The following is a 19,044-nucleotide window of genomic DNA, read 5'->3' as shown; positions in this document are numbered from 1 at the left end:
ATTCGCCGCATCAGAAATCGCCCCAAGAGCAAGTTCAGTAAGCAATTATTATATCATGTCCAGCTCGATCGACAACTATAAAATTGGTTCGATCGTTCGGACTTCAGTCCTTCTTTCTGAGGACTGAAGTCCGAACGATCGAACCGTTGCAGATTGCGGGTAATTGACCGGACATCCGATTAGCAATTAGCTTTGAGCGGAATCTCGATCGCAAATTCTGCACCCTGTCCCGGCGCAGAAGTGCATTTCAGCGAGCCGTTGTGTCTGTCTGTAACAATTTGATAGCTAATTGACAAGCCCATCCCAGTGCCTTTTCCCACAGGTTTAGTGGTAAAAAATGGGTCAAAAAGTCGAGTGCCGACAGTCTCCGGTATTCCCGGCCCGTTGTCAGAAATCCGAATGAGCACTCGCTCTGGTTTTGGCATTTGGGTCCAGATGCGAATCAGGCTGGGATTTTCCCGCATTTGATCGGCAGAACGGCGCAGATCCCGTTCTTCCAAAGCATCCAAAGCATTGCTCAAGATGTTCATAAATACTTGATTTAACTGTCCGGCATAACATTCTACTAAGGGCAATTGAGCGTATTCTTTAATCACTTGAATCTCTGGATGATTGTGTTTGGCTTTGAGCCTGTGCTGCAAAATCATCAGAGTGCTATCTATTCCCTCGTGAATGTTGACTGCTTTCATTTCTGCTTCGTCCATGCGGGAGAAGGTGCGGAGAGATGCCACGATTTGCTGAATTCTGTCGGCACCGACTTTCATTGAGGTCAACAGTTTCGGCAAGTCATCCATCAGAAATTCGAGTTCAATCGCTTCGACTTCCTCTATAATTTCCGGGACGGGTTCGGGATAGTGGTTTTGGTAAAGTTCGATCAGGTGCAGCAAGTCTTGAGTATATTCGTTGGCGTGGCTGAGATTGCCGTAAATAAAGTTAACTGGGTTGTTGATTTCGTGGGCGACTCCTGCGACGAGTTGACCGAGAGATGACATTTTTTCGCTTTGAATTAACTGCGATTGAGCGCTGGTTAATTGCTGCAAGGTTTGCTCTAATTCGCGAGCTTTATTGCGAGTTTGGGCGTAGAGATCGGCTTGGTTGAGGGCGATCGCCAATTGAACTGTAATCGCTTGCAACAATTCGACTTCGCTGTCGCTCCAGGGCCGCACAGAATTGCTGTTGCAGCAGGTAATTGCGCTCATTACTCCGGAAAGTGCCTGCATGGGGATGGCTAATACAGATTGGTAGCCCATCCCTCGAATGGTTTGTTTCCAAGCAGGATCTGCGACTGTTTCGACATCATCCAGCCGCACTATTTCCATATGCAATATTTGTTCTCCAACGGGGCCAAAATCTGAAGCCCGATAGGGACCTGTTAAATCGGGAAGTTGGGGGTGGCGAGATTCTTTAATAATTTCCCAGAAAGGCTCCTCCCCGTCTTCGCGATACCAGGCAAAGTTGCAGCGATCGATCTTCAGGAAAGCGCGAATTTCCTTAACTGCGACTGTGACGATGCTGTCGAAGTCGAGGGAATTGCGGATTTGAGCGGTGAGACTGTTGATTAGTTTTTCTCGATCGGCTTGCTGTTTGAGTTGGGCTGACGATCGCGTCAAGGCAATTTCTGCTAATTTGCGATCGGTAATATCTTCAGTGACAGCTAATAGATATTGCGGTGTGCCATCAGCACCGAGTATTGCTGTTTTCTTGGTGTGAAATATCCGCGATTCTCCTTGGCCTGTTTGAATATCTTCTTCGGCGATTTCTACAATTTGCCCGCTGTTGAGCACTTCCCTGTCTTTGGCGGTGAAAACATCAGCTTGTTCTGTGGGGAAAAAGTCGTAATCATTTTTGCCGATAACTTCTGCTGCACGGAAACCGAGCAAATCTTCGGCAGCGGGGTTCCAGAGTACAAACCGCAATTCTTGGGCTTCCTTGGCAACTACTCCTACGGGTATGGTGTTGAGGACTGATTCCATAAACTTTTGAGCGCTTTGCAGTTCGGCTTCTGCAAGTTTTCGATCGCTAATATCTCGCACGTTGGCAATGATGCCCAGATTGCCGTTGAGATGAATTCTTGACACAGCAATTTCTGCATCAAAGGTTGAACGATCGTTGGGTCGCCTAGATTTCCATTCGATACGGGTGCTTTCGCCTGATAATACTTTTTCCCAAAGTTCTCTCATTAGTTGAATAGGATTGTCATCGCTTGAATAATCCTTTGTAATTGATGATTTGATTGCTTGTTCCCGACTAACTCCGTACATTTCTAACATTCGATCGTTGACATCAAGAATGTTGCCTTCTAGGTCTTGAATGAAGATAGCATCGTAGACATTGTTAAAGATAGTTCGCAGGTTTTGCTCGGAAACTTGCAGCGCTGCTTCTGCAAGTTTTCGATCGCCAATTTCTTGTTCTAACTGAGTGACGGCTTGGGAAAGTTCGGCGGTGCGATCGCTCACTCTGTCTTCCAACTCGGCTGCTGCTTGCCGCAGCGCTGCTTCAGCGGCTTTGCGATCGGTAATGTCAAGGGCTGTGCCGAACAATTTTAGCACCTTGCCGCTGGCATCGGTTTCGGCGCGGCCCAGTGCGTTGAGGTGCCGCAGGGTGCCGTCGGGACGGTAAATGCGGAAGTCAAAATCAAAGGGAGTACCTGCTTCAACTCCCCGCTGTACTTCGGTTCCCCACAATTCCAAATCTTCTGGATGGATTAGAGCCACTTGCTCTTCTCTGGTGGGCGCAACGGCCGCTGGTTCTAGCCCGAAGATGCGGAAAAGTTCTTCGGACCAAGTGACGGTTTCGGTGATTGCGTCGAGTTCCCAATTGCCCACGTGGGCGAGTCTCTGGGCTTCTTGAAGCTGCCGCTGGCTTTCGCGGATGGCGGTTTCGGCCACTTTGCGATCGGTAATGTCTAGGAGGACGCCACAAAATACGGTTTCGCCGTTTTCGCTGCGGGTGGGCATAGAGTCGCCCTGCCACCAGCGAATCTCACCGTCGGGCTTGACTAACCGCCCTTCGTAGTGCCACAGGGAGATATTTTCTACGGCTTCCTTGATGGAGGCGATGTAGCTTTCCAAGTCATCGGGGTGGACGCGGTTCGTGAATGTATTTAGATCTCCGATGACTGCTGCTGCTGCTGTGATGCCGGTGATATCGAAAATGCGATCGCTCATATAGTCAAAACTCCACACTCCCTCGCGGCTGCAAAATTGAAACAGAGCACCGGGGATGGTGGCGGCGATCGTCTGGAATTTGGCTTCGCTAGCAGTGAGGGCAGCCAAGGTGTGCCGCAGTTCGGCGGTGCGTTCTTCTACTCTGGTTTCCAGTTCTGCATTGGCCCGCTGCAATGCTTCTTCTGCCCGTTTGCGAGCAGTAATGTCGGTGGCTGTACCAGTGGTACCGATCGCATTTCCGTTTTCGTCGTACAGGGCGATAGCGTTGAACATCAAATGTTTGATGCTGCCGTCTTTGGCGATGTGGGTGCTTTCGTGCTGGAAAATTGATTCTCCATCAAGCAGGCGGGCGAAAACTGCTAAATCTTCCTGCATTTGTTCTGGTGTCATCAAGTCCGAGAAGGCCCTACCGAGCATTTCTGCTGGTTCGTAACCGTAGATATACTTAACTGCTGGGTTGACGAAGGTGAAGCGCCCCTCGGCATCCACCGACCAAATCATATCTTGGGAGGTTTCTACCAGGCGGCGGTATTGGGCTTCGCTGGCTTTGACGGCTTCTTCTGCTGCTTTGCGTTCCGTCATGTCCCGGGAGACGCCGACAGTCATGACAACTTTGCCCTCTTGGTTGCGGATGGGTGTTTTGACTGTGCTAAACAGCCGCACTTCTGAGTCGTGCCGCGTCGCCGGTTCTTCGGGAATTTGCAGAGTCTGTCCGGTTTCAAATACGAAAGCGTCATCTTTGATGTACGGTCGAATATTGTCGGACTCGGAAAAAGGTGCGTCTACGATGCCTTGCAGTTCCTCTTCAGTCATGCCGTAATAGTCGCGGAATGCTTGATTTGCCCAGACGATTTTCGATTCGGGGCCTTTGACCAATACCATATCGGCGATCGAATCGAGAATTTGGTGATATTTTTGCTCGCTGTCGCGGAGTTTCTGCTGCGCCGATGCGATTTCTGCTAATTGTTTCTGGGTTTGCGAGTGCAATTCGGCCTGATAAATTGCAACTGCTAAATGTTCTCCTACTTGTTTGGCAAATTCGATTTCGTCTTCCTGCCAATCGCGGGGTTGACCGCACTGATGAATGCACAGCAATCCCCATAAATGTTGTCCTTGCAGCAGGGGTACGACTAAGTTTGCTCGGATTTGAAATCGCTTGAGGATTCTGAGGTGACAGGGACTCAACCGGGCTTTGTAGATGTCGCTGACTGCTTGAACGTAACCTTTGGCGTAGTTGGCGGCAAATTGTTCGCCGAAGCAGTGATCGTGAACTTTTGCACCCAGGGAGGGGCTGAATTGGGGAAGCACGTCTTCTGAGACTACTTCGCCCTCGTTCCACTCGGATTCGGGGATGAAGCGGTAGACGGCGACTCGATCGGCATTTAGGAGTTGCCTGACTTCGGTGGCTGTGATTTTGAATATTGTTTCTAAGTCTAGGGATTGGCGAATTTTGCCAATCACTCCCATCAGCGCTTGCAACTTTTTGAACCAAGTTTGAGACTGCATTTCTCTTTCTAGGTGAGCTAGCTTTTGGCGCAAGTCGGTTACTTCTTGATACAGGTATTCATGAAACATAATGCTATTTTTTTAGTTATTTTGCGGTTTGGTATCGAGGTATATAGCATCCCCATAGCGCTCTGCAAGTTGAGCCTGGTAAATTCAAAAGACAAAGGACATATTTTCTGATTGCTCCTTCCACTTAGCAGCTATTGGCACTGAATTTCCGTACTTTTTCTAGATTCCTAAGTAAAGCGAGTCTCTTGACCCAGTATATTTACTGGGACGGCGGCGGAGGTATGATTGATTACTGCATTATTTCTCAATAATTGATAATTGTACTCAGTAAATATACGCATGAAGCCGGTTTATTAAGGTCATTAAGTAAGGAAAACTCCCAAACGGCAAACAGAAACCCGGTTTCTTCGCGGGAGTGCCCCCAGAGTCCTGACTAATTTTGACATTTTTTTTCGATCGCCTGCGGTGGCAATTGTCACTTTTTTATTATTATCGCAAACTCCCTCGATGTTTGCCTTAGTTTTGCGATCGAATATCCTGTTGAGAGTACCTCTATTAAAATTTGTTTAAATTGAGCCGATCGCCTTTTCTATCGTTTTCACTAATTATCGATTGATTAGTCCTAAGCTGTCGCCCAAATAAACAATGCAGATATCAGGCTCTTCAAGGCAGATGTATTTCAAGATAGAGCGTTGGCACGGATTGTAGCCGCCCAGTCTTGCGATCGCCGGGAGTTTGTGGTACTTTATATTTAAGCTATTCTGTATTTAAACTTTGTCTCAAAAATCAATAAAATTATTGTGGGACGTTGCTTTGATCTGCGTCCCGAATATCTAATTTAAAAGCACAACAGCTTACTAGCGATTACTTGCTTGCATCAGGAGTTTTCACTATCCTCCTTGCTTCTTCAATATTTTGTAAAACCACTTTTCCTGATTCGATTAAAGCAGCTTTCTCTGTATCGCTGAGTTCGAGTTCGACAACCTGTTCTACTCCCTGATATCCCAAGCGGCAGGGAACACCTAAAAAGATATCTTGCACGCCGTATTGACCGTCCAAATACACTGAGCAAGGCAACAGTCGCGACTGATTGAGTAAAATTGATTCTACCATTAAACAGGCGGAAGATGCGGGTGCAAAATAAGCACTAGCCGTCTTCATCAATCCTACTATTTCGGCGCCGCCGTGGCGAGTCCGCTGTACGATGCGATCGATCGCCCCAGCATCCATAAGTCGATCGATAGGAATGCCGTTAACAGTGGAATAGCGCGGCAAAGGAACCATTAAATCGCCGTGGGAACCGATGACTGTCGCACAGACTTCACCAATGGAAACTCCCAATTCCATTGCAATAAAAGTTTGAAAGCGGGCGGAGTCGAGAATTCCCCCCATCCCCATAACTCGGTGTTTTGGCAAATCCACAGCTTCCCAGGCTAGATATGTCATAATATCTAGGGGATTTGTGATGACAATTAAGATTGCTTCGGGGGAATGGGCGATCGCCCCTTTTGCAGCTTCAGTAACAATTCGAGCATTGATTTTAATTAAATCTTCGCGATTGATACCGGGTTTGCGCGGAATTCCGGCGGCAATGACGATGATATTTGAGTTAGCTGTATCTATATAATCATTTGTACCGACAATTTGGCGATCGTGGCGTTCGACTCCCCGGGCTTGCATCAAGTCCAAAGCAACCCCCTGCGGCCAACCTTCGACGATATCTAGCAATACTACATCTGCTAGATTTTTCTCGGCAATTCGTTGGGCTAAGGTGCTACCGACTTTGCCTGCACCAATAATTGAAACGCGGGTTGATGGGGGATTCATGGGATTTTAGATGCGAAATTTAAGATTTTAGATTTTAATAATGAGCTTAATTGCGATCGGGTGCACTGTATGTAATCTACGTTACCTTCGCTCAGGTATGTTGTTGCACTTGGGCGCTCTTATATATATATGAAAGAGCGCGCCCAAGCGCAACAACGTACCTAAAAGTTAGCAACTATCAGAAATAGTGTTAGTTACATCCACGACTGATTGTGATGTTTTGTGTCAGTGAGTTTACTTAAAATCTTCGAGTTGGTCTACGCGCAGCCAAATATTCGGGGTGGGGACTTTGCCGAATTTGACAAAGGCGTAGTCGCCGCGAACATCCATCACTTCGCCTTTGGTTTCAAATAGATAGGAGGAAAAGCGCCGATCGCTGGCTTGGGCTTCGAGGCTGTTTTCCAGTTTCTCGCGAATTGCGCGGACTGTGCTACCTTTTTTGATTGCCATAATTTGCTCTGTTTCGTTTATAAAAGTATACAAATTTTAATGCCGATTTGGCTTTAATACCAGTTAAAAGAGTCGGCGGTTGATTGAGTCGGCGGTTGAAACCGCCCCTACACAAACGATGTCTGCCTCCGCAGACTGAAGAGTCGGAAGCTGAGATTTGGTAGATCCGTGAAATCTGGTACAAAATCCGTTGCGGAATTGGTTATTTCTGACAGGCGGGGCAAAAATGAGTCGATCGCCCTGCTAATTTTATCCGTTCGATGGTTGTCGAGCAAGTGCGGCAGGGTTGACCGGCCCGATTGTACACCCAAGCAACGCCGCCGTAGTTGCCGTTGACGCCTTGGACGTTGAGAAAATTGCTGAAGGTGGTGCCGCCGGAGGCGATCGCCCGCTGTAAAACTTGAATAATAGCTGTATGAATGCGATCGATTTGCTCTCTTGTCAAATCGGCGCACAGAGTTGTCGGCATCACTCCCGACAAAAACAAAGTTTCGTCAGCGTAGATATTCCCCAAACCCGCTACCAGTGACTGGTCTAGCAATGCTGTTTTAATTGGTCGCGCCCGTCTGTGCAGCTTGGCTGCCAAATATTCTGTGGTAAATTCGTCGGAAAACGGTTCCGGGCCTAGGAGTTTCAGGCCGGTGACTGTACTGGAAACCTCGGTTTCTGCGGGGACGTACCACATTTGACCGAAGGTGCGTTGGTCTACAAAGCGTAATTCTTGGTTTCCTGCAAAGAACAGGCGGACTCGCGCGTGTTTTGGCAGGGGTTCGGATTCGTTTACCCACAGCAGTTGACCGGTCATCCGCAGGTGAACGCCCAACCAGCCGGCTTTGGAAGGCAGAAGGGAAGAACTGGGATTTTGGGTTGGAAAATTCCCAACTTTGTCCGTTTCCCTTTCTGCTTCTGTCAATTGCGATAGTTCTGCCAGGAGGTATTTGCCGCGCCTGTACCACCGTTCGATCGACTTTCCTTTGAGTTTTGTCAAAAAATCGGTTGCAGAGATTGAGCGGGCGATCGAGCTATGTAACAGCACGTCTCCGCCCAATATTTCGCGATCGAGGGTAAGTTGGTTCAAACCCCGGCAAATAGTTTCTACTTCTGGCAGTTCTGGCACAATTAGCGTTGCTCTGTTCCTTGATTTGGTGCACCTTCGACGCTGCCGGCAACTTCCGCACCGGGCTTGCTGCCGGTCGAAGTTTTGGGCTGGTTGGGGGCTGCTCCGCTGCCGGTTTTCCGAGTTTTCTCGTTGATCGTCGTTTGCTTGCCACCGGAGGCTGTGGTCGATGCTTTTGCTTTGGGGCCAGCGACTTCGACTAATTCGCTTTGGGCGAAGTTGTTGGTGTTGACGCCGGCATAATTGACGCTGCTAAAGCGAACGATAACTGGGTATTTAATGCCGCTTTGGTCTACCGTAGCAACGGTGCCCACTTCTTGATACCAGTAGGATTCTTTGCGGAGAATCCGGACTGTCGAACCGCGTTGAACCATGAGCTTTGTTTCCTTTGCGATGAATAAACGGATAAAGCCATTTTTTTTACTTTAGTCGATCGCGCGTCGCATTTAAAGTCTGTAACGAAATTATTGTGTTCGGCGCCGTCTTTTGGTTGTTGGTTTGTAAAGAAAAGTAAAGTTGTTTTGAGGGCGATCGCTGGAGGGGAAAAATAAATAAACAGATATTATCCGTTAAATACAAGCAGTGCGATCGGATCTATAAAAAACTTTACAAATAGGAGAGCGGGCCGGAGCGCCTACATAGTGCATTAATAGGATTTAGGCAGAGCCGTGGCAATCCCCCAGCAGGCCGCTCCGGCCCCAAGCGCTCTTGGAATTGCCACGGCTCTGCACGAGAAGGTTGCGTAAATCCTCATTCAGTCAAGTTATCCACCATCTAGTGTGTTAATGTTTGAATCCTCCATCTAATCATCTAGCGATTGATAGCACCAACTCGGACGGCGCAGGAGATTGAAGGTATCTAGGTATCGAACTCGATCGGGCGCTTCTACTGTAGCAATCGCTTCATGCAATAAGCCTTGAGGGTTATCTACGTCCCACAAAGGATGAACGATAATAACGGTTTTATCGCCCACTGCAAAACCCGGTAAAGCGCCGAACTGTTCCCCAGAACAATTAAACGAAGCACAAAATATATCGCGCAAAGCAGTTGCATTCAGCAGCCAATTTTCTAAGTCTGGAATAGAAAAATCTCCATCGAGCCCGCATTGAAAATTGCTGTCGGCTAAGGCTCTCAGCAAAGAAATTCCCAAACGCCAATCCAGCAAACCGTGATAGTTCATATTGCGGTACTGCTGCAAGCAATCGTAACAAGAAGAGTCGCATTTGTCGCGGTGTTCGGGTGACATAATTGCCTCAGCAAAGCTATTTTGAGAATTCAGAATTTTGTCTGTAAGGATATCTTCCCAGCGATGGGCTAACCAGTCGGTGAAGCCAGAACCGTTAGCAAGCCGATCGCTAATGACAATTTCTCCTACTTTTTTATCCTCTAATTCAACCTGTCGCAAACCGCTGATATCTAATTCTTCCGGATCGATGTCTAACTCCTGTGCCGCTACAGCACGAACCGTGAAAGCGGCGGAGTAGAAAGCAGCTTTGACAGCAGAACCGGGTGCAATAGGATCGAGGCACAATCCATCAGGTACAGTAACTGGCTTAATTCGCAGTACGCCAGTGGTTTTTGGGGCAATTATAGCGATCGCCTCTGACTCGCCCTGCGGTTTAAACCTCACCCCGTCAGGCTTATTCTGGAATCGCTCATCAATCCACTGATCGGGTAATAGTTTGTCACCGCGTCCAAATGTGGCATTTCCGATCGCTCCTTTGAATAGCTGTCCTCGATTGTCATTGACGCGGAAAACGCGGCCGGACTCTGAGAAAGCTATCTGAGTATTCGTGTTATTTACTAAGTTAAAATCTTGAGGTTGGGCCTCGGCGACGCTGCCTGCACCTGTAATTAACGCATCGTATTCCTCTTTAGCGTCAGCCCCAGGATTGATGCTGGTACGGAAAGCTAAAGGGACAGCCCACTGAAAAACTCGAAATCCCTGTTCCTCAGTTGCCGCGCATTTCGGACAGATTGTATCTTCAAACTTTGTATTAGAGGTTGCCGTATGTTGGCAGCGCTGACACCTCAACATCCATTTGCGATCGCTCACAGGTTCGCCCGCAGGAACTAACCCGTGTTTACCGTCTGAAATTAACGGTGCTGTAAACCCGATCGCGGTATAAATTCGCTTGTCTTTGGTTTTTTCGGAACCTGGTGCAAATTCCGCGACTGCTAAATCCAAATCTCGATCGATAGTAGAAACTTTCTGTTTTCTAGACGGTTCGTGATGGTACAAATCGCGCACTCTTGAAGGCATCCCGTACATCGGCAAAATCCCGCCCTCAGCGAGGCGTTCTGCCAGTCCATCTCCAGTCAATTCTAAGTTATTGGCGCACTCATTAATTTTATCAAACAAATCCTGACGCGCGTATTTTTCCAAGTGATCGCGATCGATACCTGCAACGCCGACTAGCAGAGAATTGATTACCTCAGTTACATCACAAGAAGTTCCCAACCAGCGGCGAACTTGTTCGCGCCGTTCTTCCGTTTCCTTCCAATTTTGAACTGTGCCAAATTCACCGTGACTGTCTGGCTTTTTTTCCACCTCCCAGCAGTTGACACCAGCAGCAATAAATGCACGTCTCAAACATTCTTTGGTTAGGAGGCGCTGGGCCATCTCAACCTGTGACATAGCAAGAAAAGGAACCGGCGGCGGATCGCCCGTAATTTTTTCAGGATGTCGGTAATAAAATTCATCGTGCGATCGACCGCGACAGAGAGTAAGTACAATAGCAAAAGCCTGACCCCGGCGACCTCCGCGACCCGCACGCTGCTGGTAATTAAAGCGCATCGGCGGCATATTTGCCATCACCACAGCCATTAAACTGCCAATATCAATTCCCACCTCCATTGTGGTTGTGACGCTCAAGATATCGATCGTATCTACTACTGGGATAAAATCTCTGTCTTGTTCGCCAAAATTCACGATGATGTTGCGGAAATGTCGCTGTCTCTCAGCCTGATCGTCAGTTTGGCCGGTCAACTCTTCGCAGTGCAACCGCAACGGTTGACGCTTATTTACAGCTTGGGTGGCGAAATAATTGCGATCGTACAAATCCCCGCATTTTCTATTAGGTTTCGCTGGTAAATGTGCCAAACAATTAGTACAAACACCTCCGGCGCGGTGCAGGTGATGGCGCTGGCAAAACCCGCACTGCCACACGGGGTCATCGGACACAGCAACTCGTACAGATAAATGCCGGGGATTCAGTATTAAGTGGTGGTGTTGACCCTGCGTGCAAATAGCTGACCATAATGCGGGCTTCAATTCCTGTTCGGAAATTCCGCAATTTTCGGCACACTTTTTAATATAATTCCGCAAATTTGCTCGCGCATCACCCCAGTCTTTCCAGTCATCCAGCGGATAATCTTGAGGTTTTCTTGGATATCTGTAAAAATCACCTAAGATTCGCAATACGCCATCGCAAATACTCTCAAATACTGAGCTTGAAACTCCGCATTGAATGGCTAGCTGTTCTAATTGATTTGGGAGTAAATTCAGGCGAATATAACCCAATCCCGATGCTTCAATCCCAAAGTAGAGGCGACTAAAAAGTGTGTCGCAGACCTCTGATTTTACTTTTTCTCGAAGTGTCGTGTCTCGCCTTGTTTGTGCTTCAGCGCACAAGTCTGGTTTCCACCCGGCGGTTGCAAAGTCAAATATTTTTGTCCAATGGTGGTACTTTCCCTCATAGGAAAATTCTTGGTAAAGAACATCGTTACCGGCAGGGTTAACGCCTAACTTTATCAATCGCTGGATCAGAAGTCCTGGGTCTTGCGGCTTTTCAAGACCTTCAAATAGCATTCTGAGAGGAACTGTCCGGGTATTGCCTATTTTTTTAATTTCACTGAGTAGCTTCTGGGCAGTATTTATTCGATTTTGTAACGGTTCTAAATCTTCAGAACCGAGACCTTGTGGCAATAGCCTATTAGCATCTTTAATTGCTTTTTGTATCTGGTCAACAGCGTTTGGGTGATGCTGGGCAAATTCAATAACTTCGGTACAGGTAGGCAAGTCGTGCTCTTGGAGATTTTGAAGTAGAATAGGACGGGCGATCGCCTCTTGTTTCAATTCATCAAAAATCGCCTCGCGCACTAAGTCACTATAGTGCGTCCTTTCAATTCCATTTGATATTGAAGCGGCATCCTCGCGACTGTCAGAAAACACTACCAATTTTCGAGAATTTTGCTTGTCAGGTAACTGATAAAAAAGTTATTTAGACAGAACTTGACTCACTTTAGAAAAACCTGTTCTGAAGTCGCGAATGGAAGATTTTCGATACAGTTTCTTACTATAGTCAGCACCGCAGCAAGCACAAACTGAAGGCAAGGCTTTAACTTTTTCATCATTTCCTGGTAGCAGGTTCGGTCGATAAAAAATATAACCTTCTACTGTCAATTCATCAGATGAATCTGGATTTCCCAAACGAACTATACCGCTGCGAGTATTTAGCGATGCCTTGTGCCAGCGACCTGACTCTGCTTTCTTAGACTGTCCCCAACCCTCTGAATATTCATCGATTTTTCTGGACGGCCAAAATATAGCAAATTCTTTGTAAGTCATCTGCTCAATAAATTGTCCAGATTTTCTGTCAGGAATTCCCTCAATATCTGGTTCGGTAGGCAAAAGTTCCCATCCGTCATTAAGCTTCTTTGTCAGCCTGTTTCCCCCAAAAAATACAGTTCTGCACTGTTCGCAATAAAGAAGTTTTAAAACTCGGTACTCGTCGTAAAGTATGGGAGGATTTTCGACAAATAGTTTGCCAACTAATCGATTTTTACTAATTTCATTTTCTTCGCACCCGTGATTCGGTTTAGTGCAAGCCCAAAGCCCCTCAATATTCCTGAAAAACCAGTGCAGCCGGAAAGATGGCAAAGATGTTTGGTTCGATAAACCGCGAGTGGCTAGAAGTCCTGTTACTGCAAGTTTGAGGTTTTCATCGGGTAAGTCATTGCCGAAAATCTGTTTAGCAAAATTTGCGATCGCCACTGCGCGAACTTTGCCGTCAACTTTACAAGCATTGACCATTCTAGCGCCAACTTGCGCGGTTTCAGATTCCACAATTTGGCGGCAAGCACTGTATGCAGCCGTTGACTGCAACGTTTCTGCATTGTTAATTTCTGGTACTGCTGCCAAGGCGATAAACGGTTCGCTCTCCAGAAATTCTTGACCTTCAATTGGTGGAATTTGTTCTAAATGACCCGGTATAATCTGTTGGGAATTCCATCCGGCACCAAAGAATTGATTCAAAAATTCTAAGCTTTTTGGATCGTCTGGTTCCAAAGATGCACTAGAAGCAAGAATCCGCAATTTTGGATGACCGGGATGCAGCCCCAAACGTTGCAGCAAAAGTCGCAGAAAATAAGCAACTTCTGTCCCAGAAGTACCGCGATATAAGTGCAATTCGTCAACAATTAAATGAAAGACGCTGCCATCTTTGTTTAACCATTCCTTTGTTTTTTCAAAAATATCTCGTTCGAGCTCGCGCATCAGCATGATACTGAGCATAGAATAGTTGGTGATTAAGATATCTGGCGGGGCATCTTTCATATCCCAGCGGCAGCGCATTTCTGCCCCATCTAGGCGCTGGAAAAAGAACCTCACATCTCGATCGCCCGTGCGATCGGCGTGTTCGCTAGCGCGATCGGCAGATTCCTGGACTTGCTGAATTTTTTCCAGCAATTCTTCTATTTTTTTCCCATTAGGTTTGCGATTTTTTGTGTATTCGTGGCCCGGTACGGGAGTAACGCCGTTGTACCTGCCAAAATAAACTCGATTGCCTTTTCTATTATCTTGAAACCAATCTCGCGCTGCTTGAGAATCTAAAGCGCGGCGCAGCCTGGTAAGCTGGTCTTCAACTAAAGCATTCATGGGATATAAAATCAAGGCGCGAACTGCTGCATCCCGCTGTTCGTGACTTCTCTGAGGAACGCGATAAGATTTCTTAAAACTGCGTCTTTTATTCACGAAGGGATTGCATTTGTTCTGCCATTCTTCATTTTTCCACCAATCGTTAAGGTGTTCTGGTGCGGCTTTAGGCTGCTGCCAATTTCTTGATTCTTGCGCGAGGTAAGCAAACAAAGGTAACAGAAAAGATTCGGTTTTTCCCGAACCTGTACCGGCCGTTACTACAGCATTGTTACCTGCTAATGCTTGCCGCAGCATTTCGATTTGGTGTTCGTAGAGTTCGTAATTGCCTACAAGTCCGCAGGACGCAAGTTGTTTAAAGTTTTGAATGGCAGTTTCATCCAATCCCGGTACATTTGAAACATCTAAATCATGGATGGTTTTACCTGATTTTTGATAGCTCGGCATTGGTTCTATCCAGGGTTCTTGATGGAATGCACCGGGTTGGCGCAGCAGTCTTTCCCGTTCTCGTTCAATTTCGGGAAATTGAGTTCCGAAAGCGGTTTTTACATAAAGTAGAAAGTTGTCGCGAATTGTATTAAAAGCGTTAATTGGCTCGTGCATAAATTACCTCACTATGTTATATCTAAAGATTGCTGCAAGAGTGTATGCCCTAATTTAGCTGCGGTTATTTCTGCTATTTGAGGGGGAATAGCGGAGAATAAATTGAATCCCTGAATTTGCGGCAGAACACGCGGCATTTTTTCATATTTTGCTGCACAACCAGAACAAAGAGTTAAGGCTCTTTCTAAAAGTCGCGGCAGGTTAGCGCTGGCGGGTACTGCCATAGTGAATCTGCGTTTGTCGTAGATAAGAACATTCCGCCGCAGTGCTTTTAGAACAGCGTACCTCCCCCAATCGAGGTCTATTTCCGCACACATTCCGTCTTGCCAAAGATAGTAAACTTTGATGTTTCGCGATGGGTGACTGTATTGGCTAAGGCGAATGGCGCGATCGGTTTCTTTTATGGATTGAAATTGTAAAGAAATCGGGTCAAAGGTTTTGCTTTGCCAGTTTAGTTCTGGTTCTTTAGACCATTCGAGGGTAGCTAAGTAATCGTCAATACTGGCGGCAAAATGCAGCAAAGACCAGGCTGAAGGCGTTTCGATAAAAGGTATTTTAAGCAAATTGCCGATCGCCCTCAATTCTCCTACATCCTCAGCTTGCAGGGCCACTCGCTTCGGTATCAGCCCTAATTCACTGGATTGTTCTGTGACTTCCAGCTTGATGTGATGTCCCACCGACTGACAAGCCTCTGATAATTGTGCGATCGTAACGGGCGATCGCGCTCCTGCTAAAATGGCTTGAGGAAAGCCAGCACAAGGCAACCGCACCAATACAGGCGGAGCTGCATAAACCTCGCTCTTGCTGCGATCGCCGCTAAAATCCCAGTCGCAATGACCCAAAGAATTCAGGGCGCGCATTGTTTCAAATCTCGGATATTTCAGGGATTTTTTCTCTGTATTTTCCTCAATCTCACCTGTTTTAAAACCCGACAATTGCTCGAAATATTTTTTAAAATTTTCCCAAGAAACTTTCCCTTGTGCCGAAATAACATAAAGCAGTTTCTCGCTCGTCTCAAACATATTTTGCCTCCTGTTGAAAATGGTTCCATAAAATTTTGAGTTCTGGTCGATCGGGCGGAGAAATTTTCTTGCGATCGTGCCACAATATTTCTTTCCACTCCCGCATTTTCTTGCGGTTTCTGCACTTGGATATTGCAGGTGCTGAATCGGATAAATTAGTGCCGCAGAACATTACTTGACCGCGATGCCTGCCTTTGGAAATAGCCCAAACAGGCTCCCAATCAGTCGGCAGCGATTCCCCTGGCCAAGTTGCTATTTGACCGGCTTCTTTACCTACAAATAAAATCCGCTGCTTTCCTTGTATTGGTAAAAAAGTGTTGAAGTTAAAGTCGGGGAAATCAACGTTCCGCACCAATGCACCTGCAACGCCCGCGCTCTCATTATCTGCGCGAGTCAGGCGATGCCCGAAGCGATCGAACTGTGGCGCAGAAATTTCGGATGGTAAAGAATAGTTTTCTATCAATAATAGAGAACAACGCCTGATAATATCCTCCCCATTCCGTGCTTCAATTAGCAACTTTGTTTCCGCTGGAATATCAGCAGGCAGTTCATAAAAACCTGTTGATTTCGTGCCATCTAATAGCTGATTGTTGCAATATACTTTGATTGATTCGCTGCCCGCTAGTAAAATTAATTTTGGCGGGGCAAACTTAAAGTATTTATTGCCTCTTTCCAGGCGGATTCCTCCATCTAACTCTAGCCGTAAATTAGTAGAAAAAGCTAAAATTGGGTATTTATCTTTGATTAGGTCGTCACTGCAAGCCGCCGCTGCTTTGAAGAAGTGCCATTCACCGGGCAAACCATCTGAAATCTGCAACTTTTCAAAGCCTTGACAGCTCAATTCTCCCCAGATTGTCAGCAATTCCAAACACTCTTGATGGGCAGCTAAATAAAATGGCTTTTGAGTGGGAATCTGCCGCACTTCGACGAAATTGGGCAATCCCTCAGTATCTCCACTAACGAATACTCGAATGGGCGATGCTGGCAGTTTCAAACACCATTTACCGTCAGCCGATCGCATTTTTACACCTCGCAACCAATCAAACTCTGAAGCAGCAACCGTTTTTGCGTCTGACTCAGATATCAAAGGTAAAGACCAAACGCCGCTATATTCGGAACAAGAAAACGAGCGAGAATTATCTTCTAAAAATAACAACAAATCGTCTTCGGGAAATTCGTGTTTTGTACTGCAACGCAAGCTTAGGGTAGCGCGTTTGGCAGTTGAATCGAGTTGGCAGCACAATCTCAACATTCCGTAAATCTGCTTTTTATCTGAAAGTTCAGCAGTTCCATCCCAATCGTGCAATTCATCAATAATCCATTCGAGCAATGCTTGACGAAGTTCTTCGCTGTCTCTGGTTTCTTTTAACAAGTCCAGCGTCCGTTTTCGCAGTTGTTTGCGCCCGTGTTTGGCTAACAAACGCGCGATCGCTTCCTCGGCTGGAGGTGAAGTAGGATCTAAGTCAGCAGCGGCAAAAATAGCAGGGAGGGCGCGCCGTTCTTCCTCAGTCAGAAGAGTTTGTGCAAGCGGCAGTCCAATGTGATTTCTCTTGCCAATACTGGTGCTGTTGAAGATACCCAATTCGCCAGATTTATCTCGATCAGACCACTTTTCTAAATCTTCCCATAGTTCCGACATCCGGTTAAATGAAGGATACTGCCCTGTAGTAGGTTCTTCGCCTAGTAATGTTCGCAAGCGCGGATAGTAGGAATGGGCGGCAAAAGTTCCTTCAATACCGGCTGCTAAGACAAATAGCGCTAAATAAGCGATATAAGGCGGATAGTCTAATTCTCGCTGCTGCCAATTATCCCGGCTTTGTAAGGCTTTCACGCACAAACCCTGCCTTGTCACCCCAGGAGGCCCCGTTTTGATAGCTGCAATAAAATCTGAGAAATCAGCACCGCTTTCTTGACCAATATCCGTTATTAGTTTCTCTGTGACATACAGGTGAACGGTACTCCCCGCCATTTCTGGTTTAAAGAAATGAAATGCTATTGAATTATTCCAGGTTAAATAATCCATCTTTATGTTTTATATAATTTGAGGGAAATTGGTAATTTTAAGTATTATAACCCTAGTTGTTAAGCAGGTGAGTATGGATAAACTTAATTATGTCAAAAGCGCAACTTGAGAGCGATTTTCAGATGCTATTATTACTTAAGTACAAGTAACAATAATACGGTTTATATGCGTGAAGTTACTGAGTTAAACTATGATGGAGCGAGAAACTTTCATAAATTAATGACAGATAAGATCGATCGACCTTACACAACAGTAATACTCGCGATCAGTGCCGACGGTAAAATTGCCGATGCAGTGCGATCGCCCGCGAGATTCGGTTCAGCCAACGACAAAGCCCACCTCGAACAACAAGTCGCAGCAAACGATGCCGTTTTGTTCGGCAACGGCACTTTACAAGCCTATGGAACGACGATGCGAGTGATTTCGCCGGAATTGCTCAAACAGCGGGAACTCGCAGGGAAGCCCCCACAACCCGTGCAAATTGTGTGTTCGCGATCGCGCCAATTTGACCCAAACTTGCGATTTTTCCAGCAACCGGTGCCTCGGTGGCTGCTAACTGGAAACGATGCAGATGTCAGCAACGGGCAAGATGCCCGTTCCACAATAGATGAATTGTCTTGTGGAACAGGCAAGATGCCTGTTCATAAAAGGCTTATTGACAATGATGCAATCGGTAAGTTCGATCGCACTTTAACCGCCAACACCATCGAGGGAGAGATTGATTGGATTGATGCGTTTCAACAGCTAGCCAGCTTGGGTATCAAACGGTTGGCGATTCTGGGAGGCGGAAAACTCGTCGCGTCTGTGGTGGCTGCGGGCTTGGTAGACGAACTTTGGCTGACGGTTTGTCCGTTAATTTTGGGCGGCGCGGATGCACCGACTCCTGTGGAGGGGAAAGGTTTTTTGGCGGATTTAGCGCCGAAATTGGAACTTTTGGCGGTTAAACAGGTGGGAGGTGAGGTGTTTTTGCATTATCGGGTCGATCGATCTAACTGAAGCTAAAACGTGCTCCCAGACTAGGGTTGGACGATTAAGGCCTCCGATCCCCCCTAGCCCCCCTTAGGTCGGGGGGGACAAGAGGTACTCAAAGTCAACCGCTACTCCCTCGGATAGTCGGGGGAACCGGAGGCGCGCTCAAAGTCCCCCTTCTTATCAAAGTCCCCCTTCTTAAGGGGGATTTAGGGGGATCTGGCCTCGGACAAAAGCGAGATTTTGTCAGCTTTCAAGATTCAGTTGACACCAATTGCCACTCAGCTTTCCCAGCGATCGAATAATTGTATTAACTTAAATGAATCCCCAGTGTTATAATTTTTTTGTGGCGAACCGGGGCAGTACCGGCGTTGGGTTTAAAAAGCTTCATGAAAGTTCGTGCAAGAACTAGCCACATTTGATGCTATCTGGTGATGGGGACAGCTTAAGCGCTGCCACAGCGAGCTATGAAAATT

10 protein-coding genes are annotated in these 19,044 nt (G+C 46.8%); 1 reads left to right on the top strand and 9 read right to left on the bottom strand.

All coding sequences use genetic code 11. The features are described 5' to 3' along the window. Positions 1–179: 179 nt before the first annotated feature. From JGK39_RS10850 to JGK39_RS10810, 9 genes are all read right to left on the bottom strand, one after another. A complete protein-coding gene (locus JGK39_RS10850) occupies positions 180–4,742 on the bottom strand; it encodes a PAS domain S-box protein (protein WP_293296301.1) in 4,563 nt (1,520 codons plus the stop codon). 804 nt (positions 4,743–5,546) lie between these two features. After that, positions 5,547–6,509, bottom strand: coding sequence for a malate dehydrogenase (mdh, locus tag JGK39_RS10845; RefSeq protein ID WP_293258828.1), 963 nt, complete (start codon positions 6,507–6,509; stop codon positions 5,547–5,549). A gap of 234 nt (positions 6,510–6,743) precedes the next feature. Beyond that, positions 6,744–6,959: an NAD(P)H-quinone oxidoreductase subunit O gene (locus JGK39_RS10840; protein WP_293258826.1), complete on the bottom strand. Its 216-nt coding sequence runs from the start codon at positions 6,957–6,959 to the stop codon at positions 6,744–6,746. A gap of 202 nt (positions 6,960–7,161) precedes the next feature. After that, entirely contained in the window at positions 7,162–8,076 is a 915-nt protein-coding gene (locus JGK39_RS10835) for a DNA-formamidopyrimidine glycosylase (protein WP_293258824.1), read from the bottom strand. A 2-nt stretch (positions 8,077–8,078) separates the two neighbouring features. Continuing rightward, entirely contained in the window at positions 8,079–8,450 is a 372-nt protein-coding gene (locus JGK39_RS10830) for a photosystem I reaction center subunit IV (protein WP_293258822.1), read from the bottom strand. A gap of 428 nt (positions 8,451–8,878) precedes the next feature. Next, on the bottom strand, positions 8,879–12,250 hold the full coding sequence (locus tag JGK39_RS10825) for a DUF1998 domain-containing protein (protein ID WP_293296299.1): 3,372 nt from the start codon (positions 12,248–12,250) through the stop codon (positions 8,879–8,881). 45 nt (positions 12,251–12,295) lie between these two features. Beyond that, on the bottom strand, positions 12,296–14,554 hold the full coding sequence (locus JGK39_RS10820) for a DEAD/DEAH box helicase (RefSeq protein WP_293296297.1): 2,259 nt from the start codon (positions 14,552–14,554) through the stop codon (positions 12,296–12,298). Positions 14,555–14,565: 11 nt separating this feature from the next. After that, complete coding sequence (locus JGK39_RS10815) at positions 14,566–15,576, bottom strand: hypothetical protein (RefSeq protein WP_293258818.1); 1,011 nt, start codon at positions 15,574–15,576, stop codon at positions 14,566–14,568. After that, entirely contained in the window at positions 15,569–17,599 is a 2,031-nt protein-coding gene (locus tag JGK39_RS10810; protein WP_293258816.1) for a hypothetical protein, read from the bottom strand. Before JGK39_RS10810 ends, JGK39_RS10815 begins: the two co-directional genes overlap by 8 nt. 219 nt (positions 17,600–17,818) lie before the next feature. On the opposite strand from JGK39_RS10810, the gene JGK39_RS10805 reads away from it, so the two are divergent. Then, positions 17,819–18,595 carry a RibD family protein gene (locus JGK39_RS10805; protein WP_293258832.1) on the top strand — a complete coding sequence of 259 codons (777 nt, stop codon included), beginning with the start codon at positions 17,819–17,821 and terminating at the stop codon, positions 18,593–18,595. The last annotated feature ends 449 nt before the right edge of the window (positions 18,596–19,044 follow it).

The sequence above is a fragment of the Microcoleus sp. PH2017_12_PCY_D_A genome (assembly GCF_020738565.1).
GTDB lineage: Bacteria > Cyanobacteriota > Cyanobacteriia > Cyanobacteriales > Microcoleaceae > Microcoleus.
This window is presented reverse-complemented; position numbering and strand designations above follow the sequence as displayed.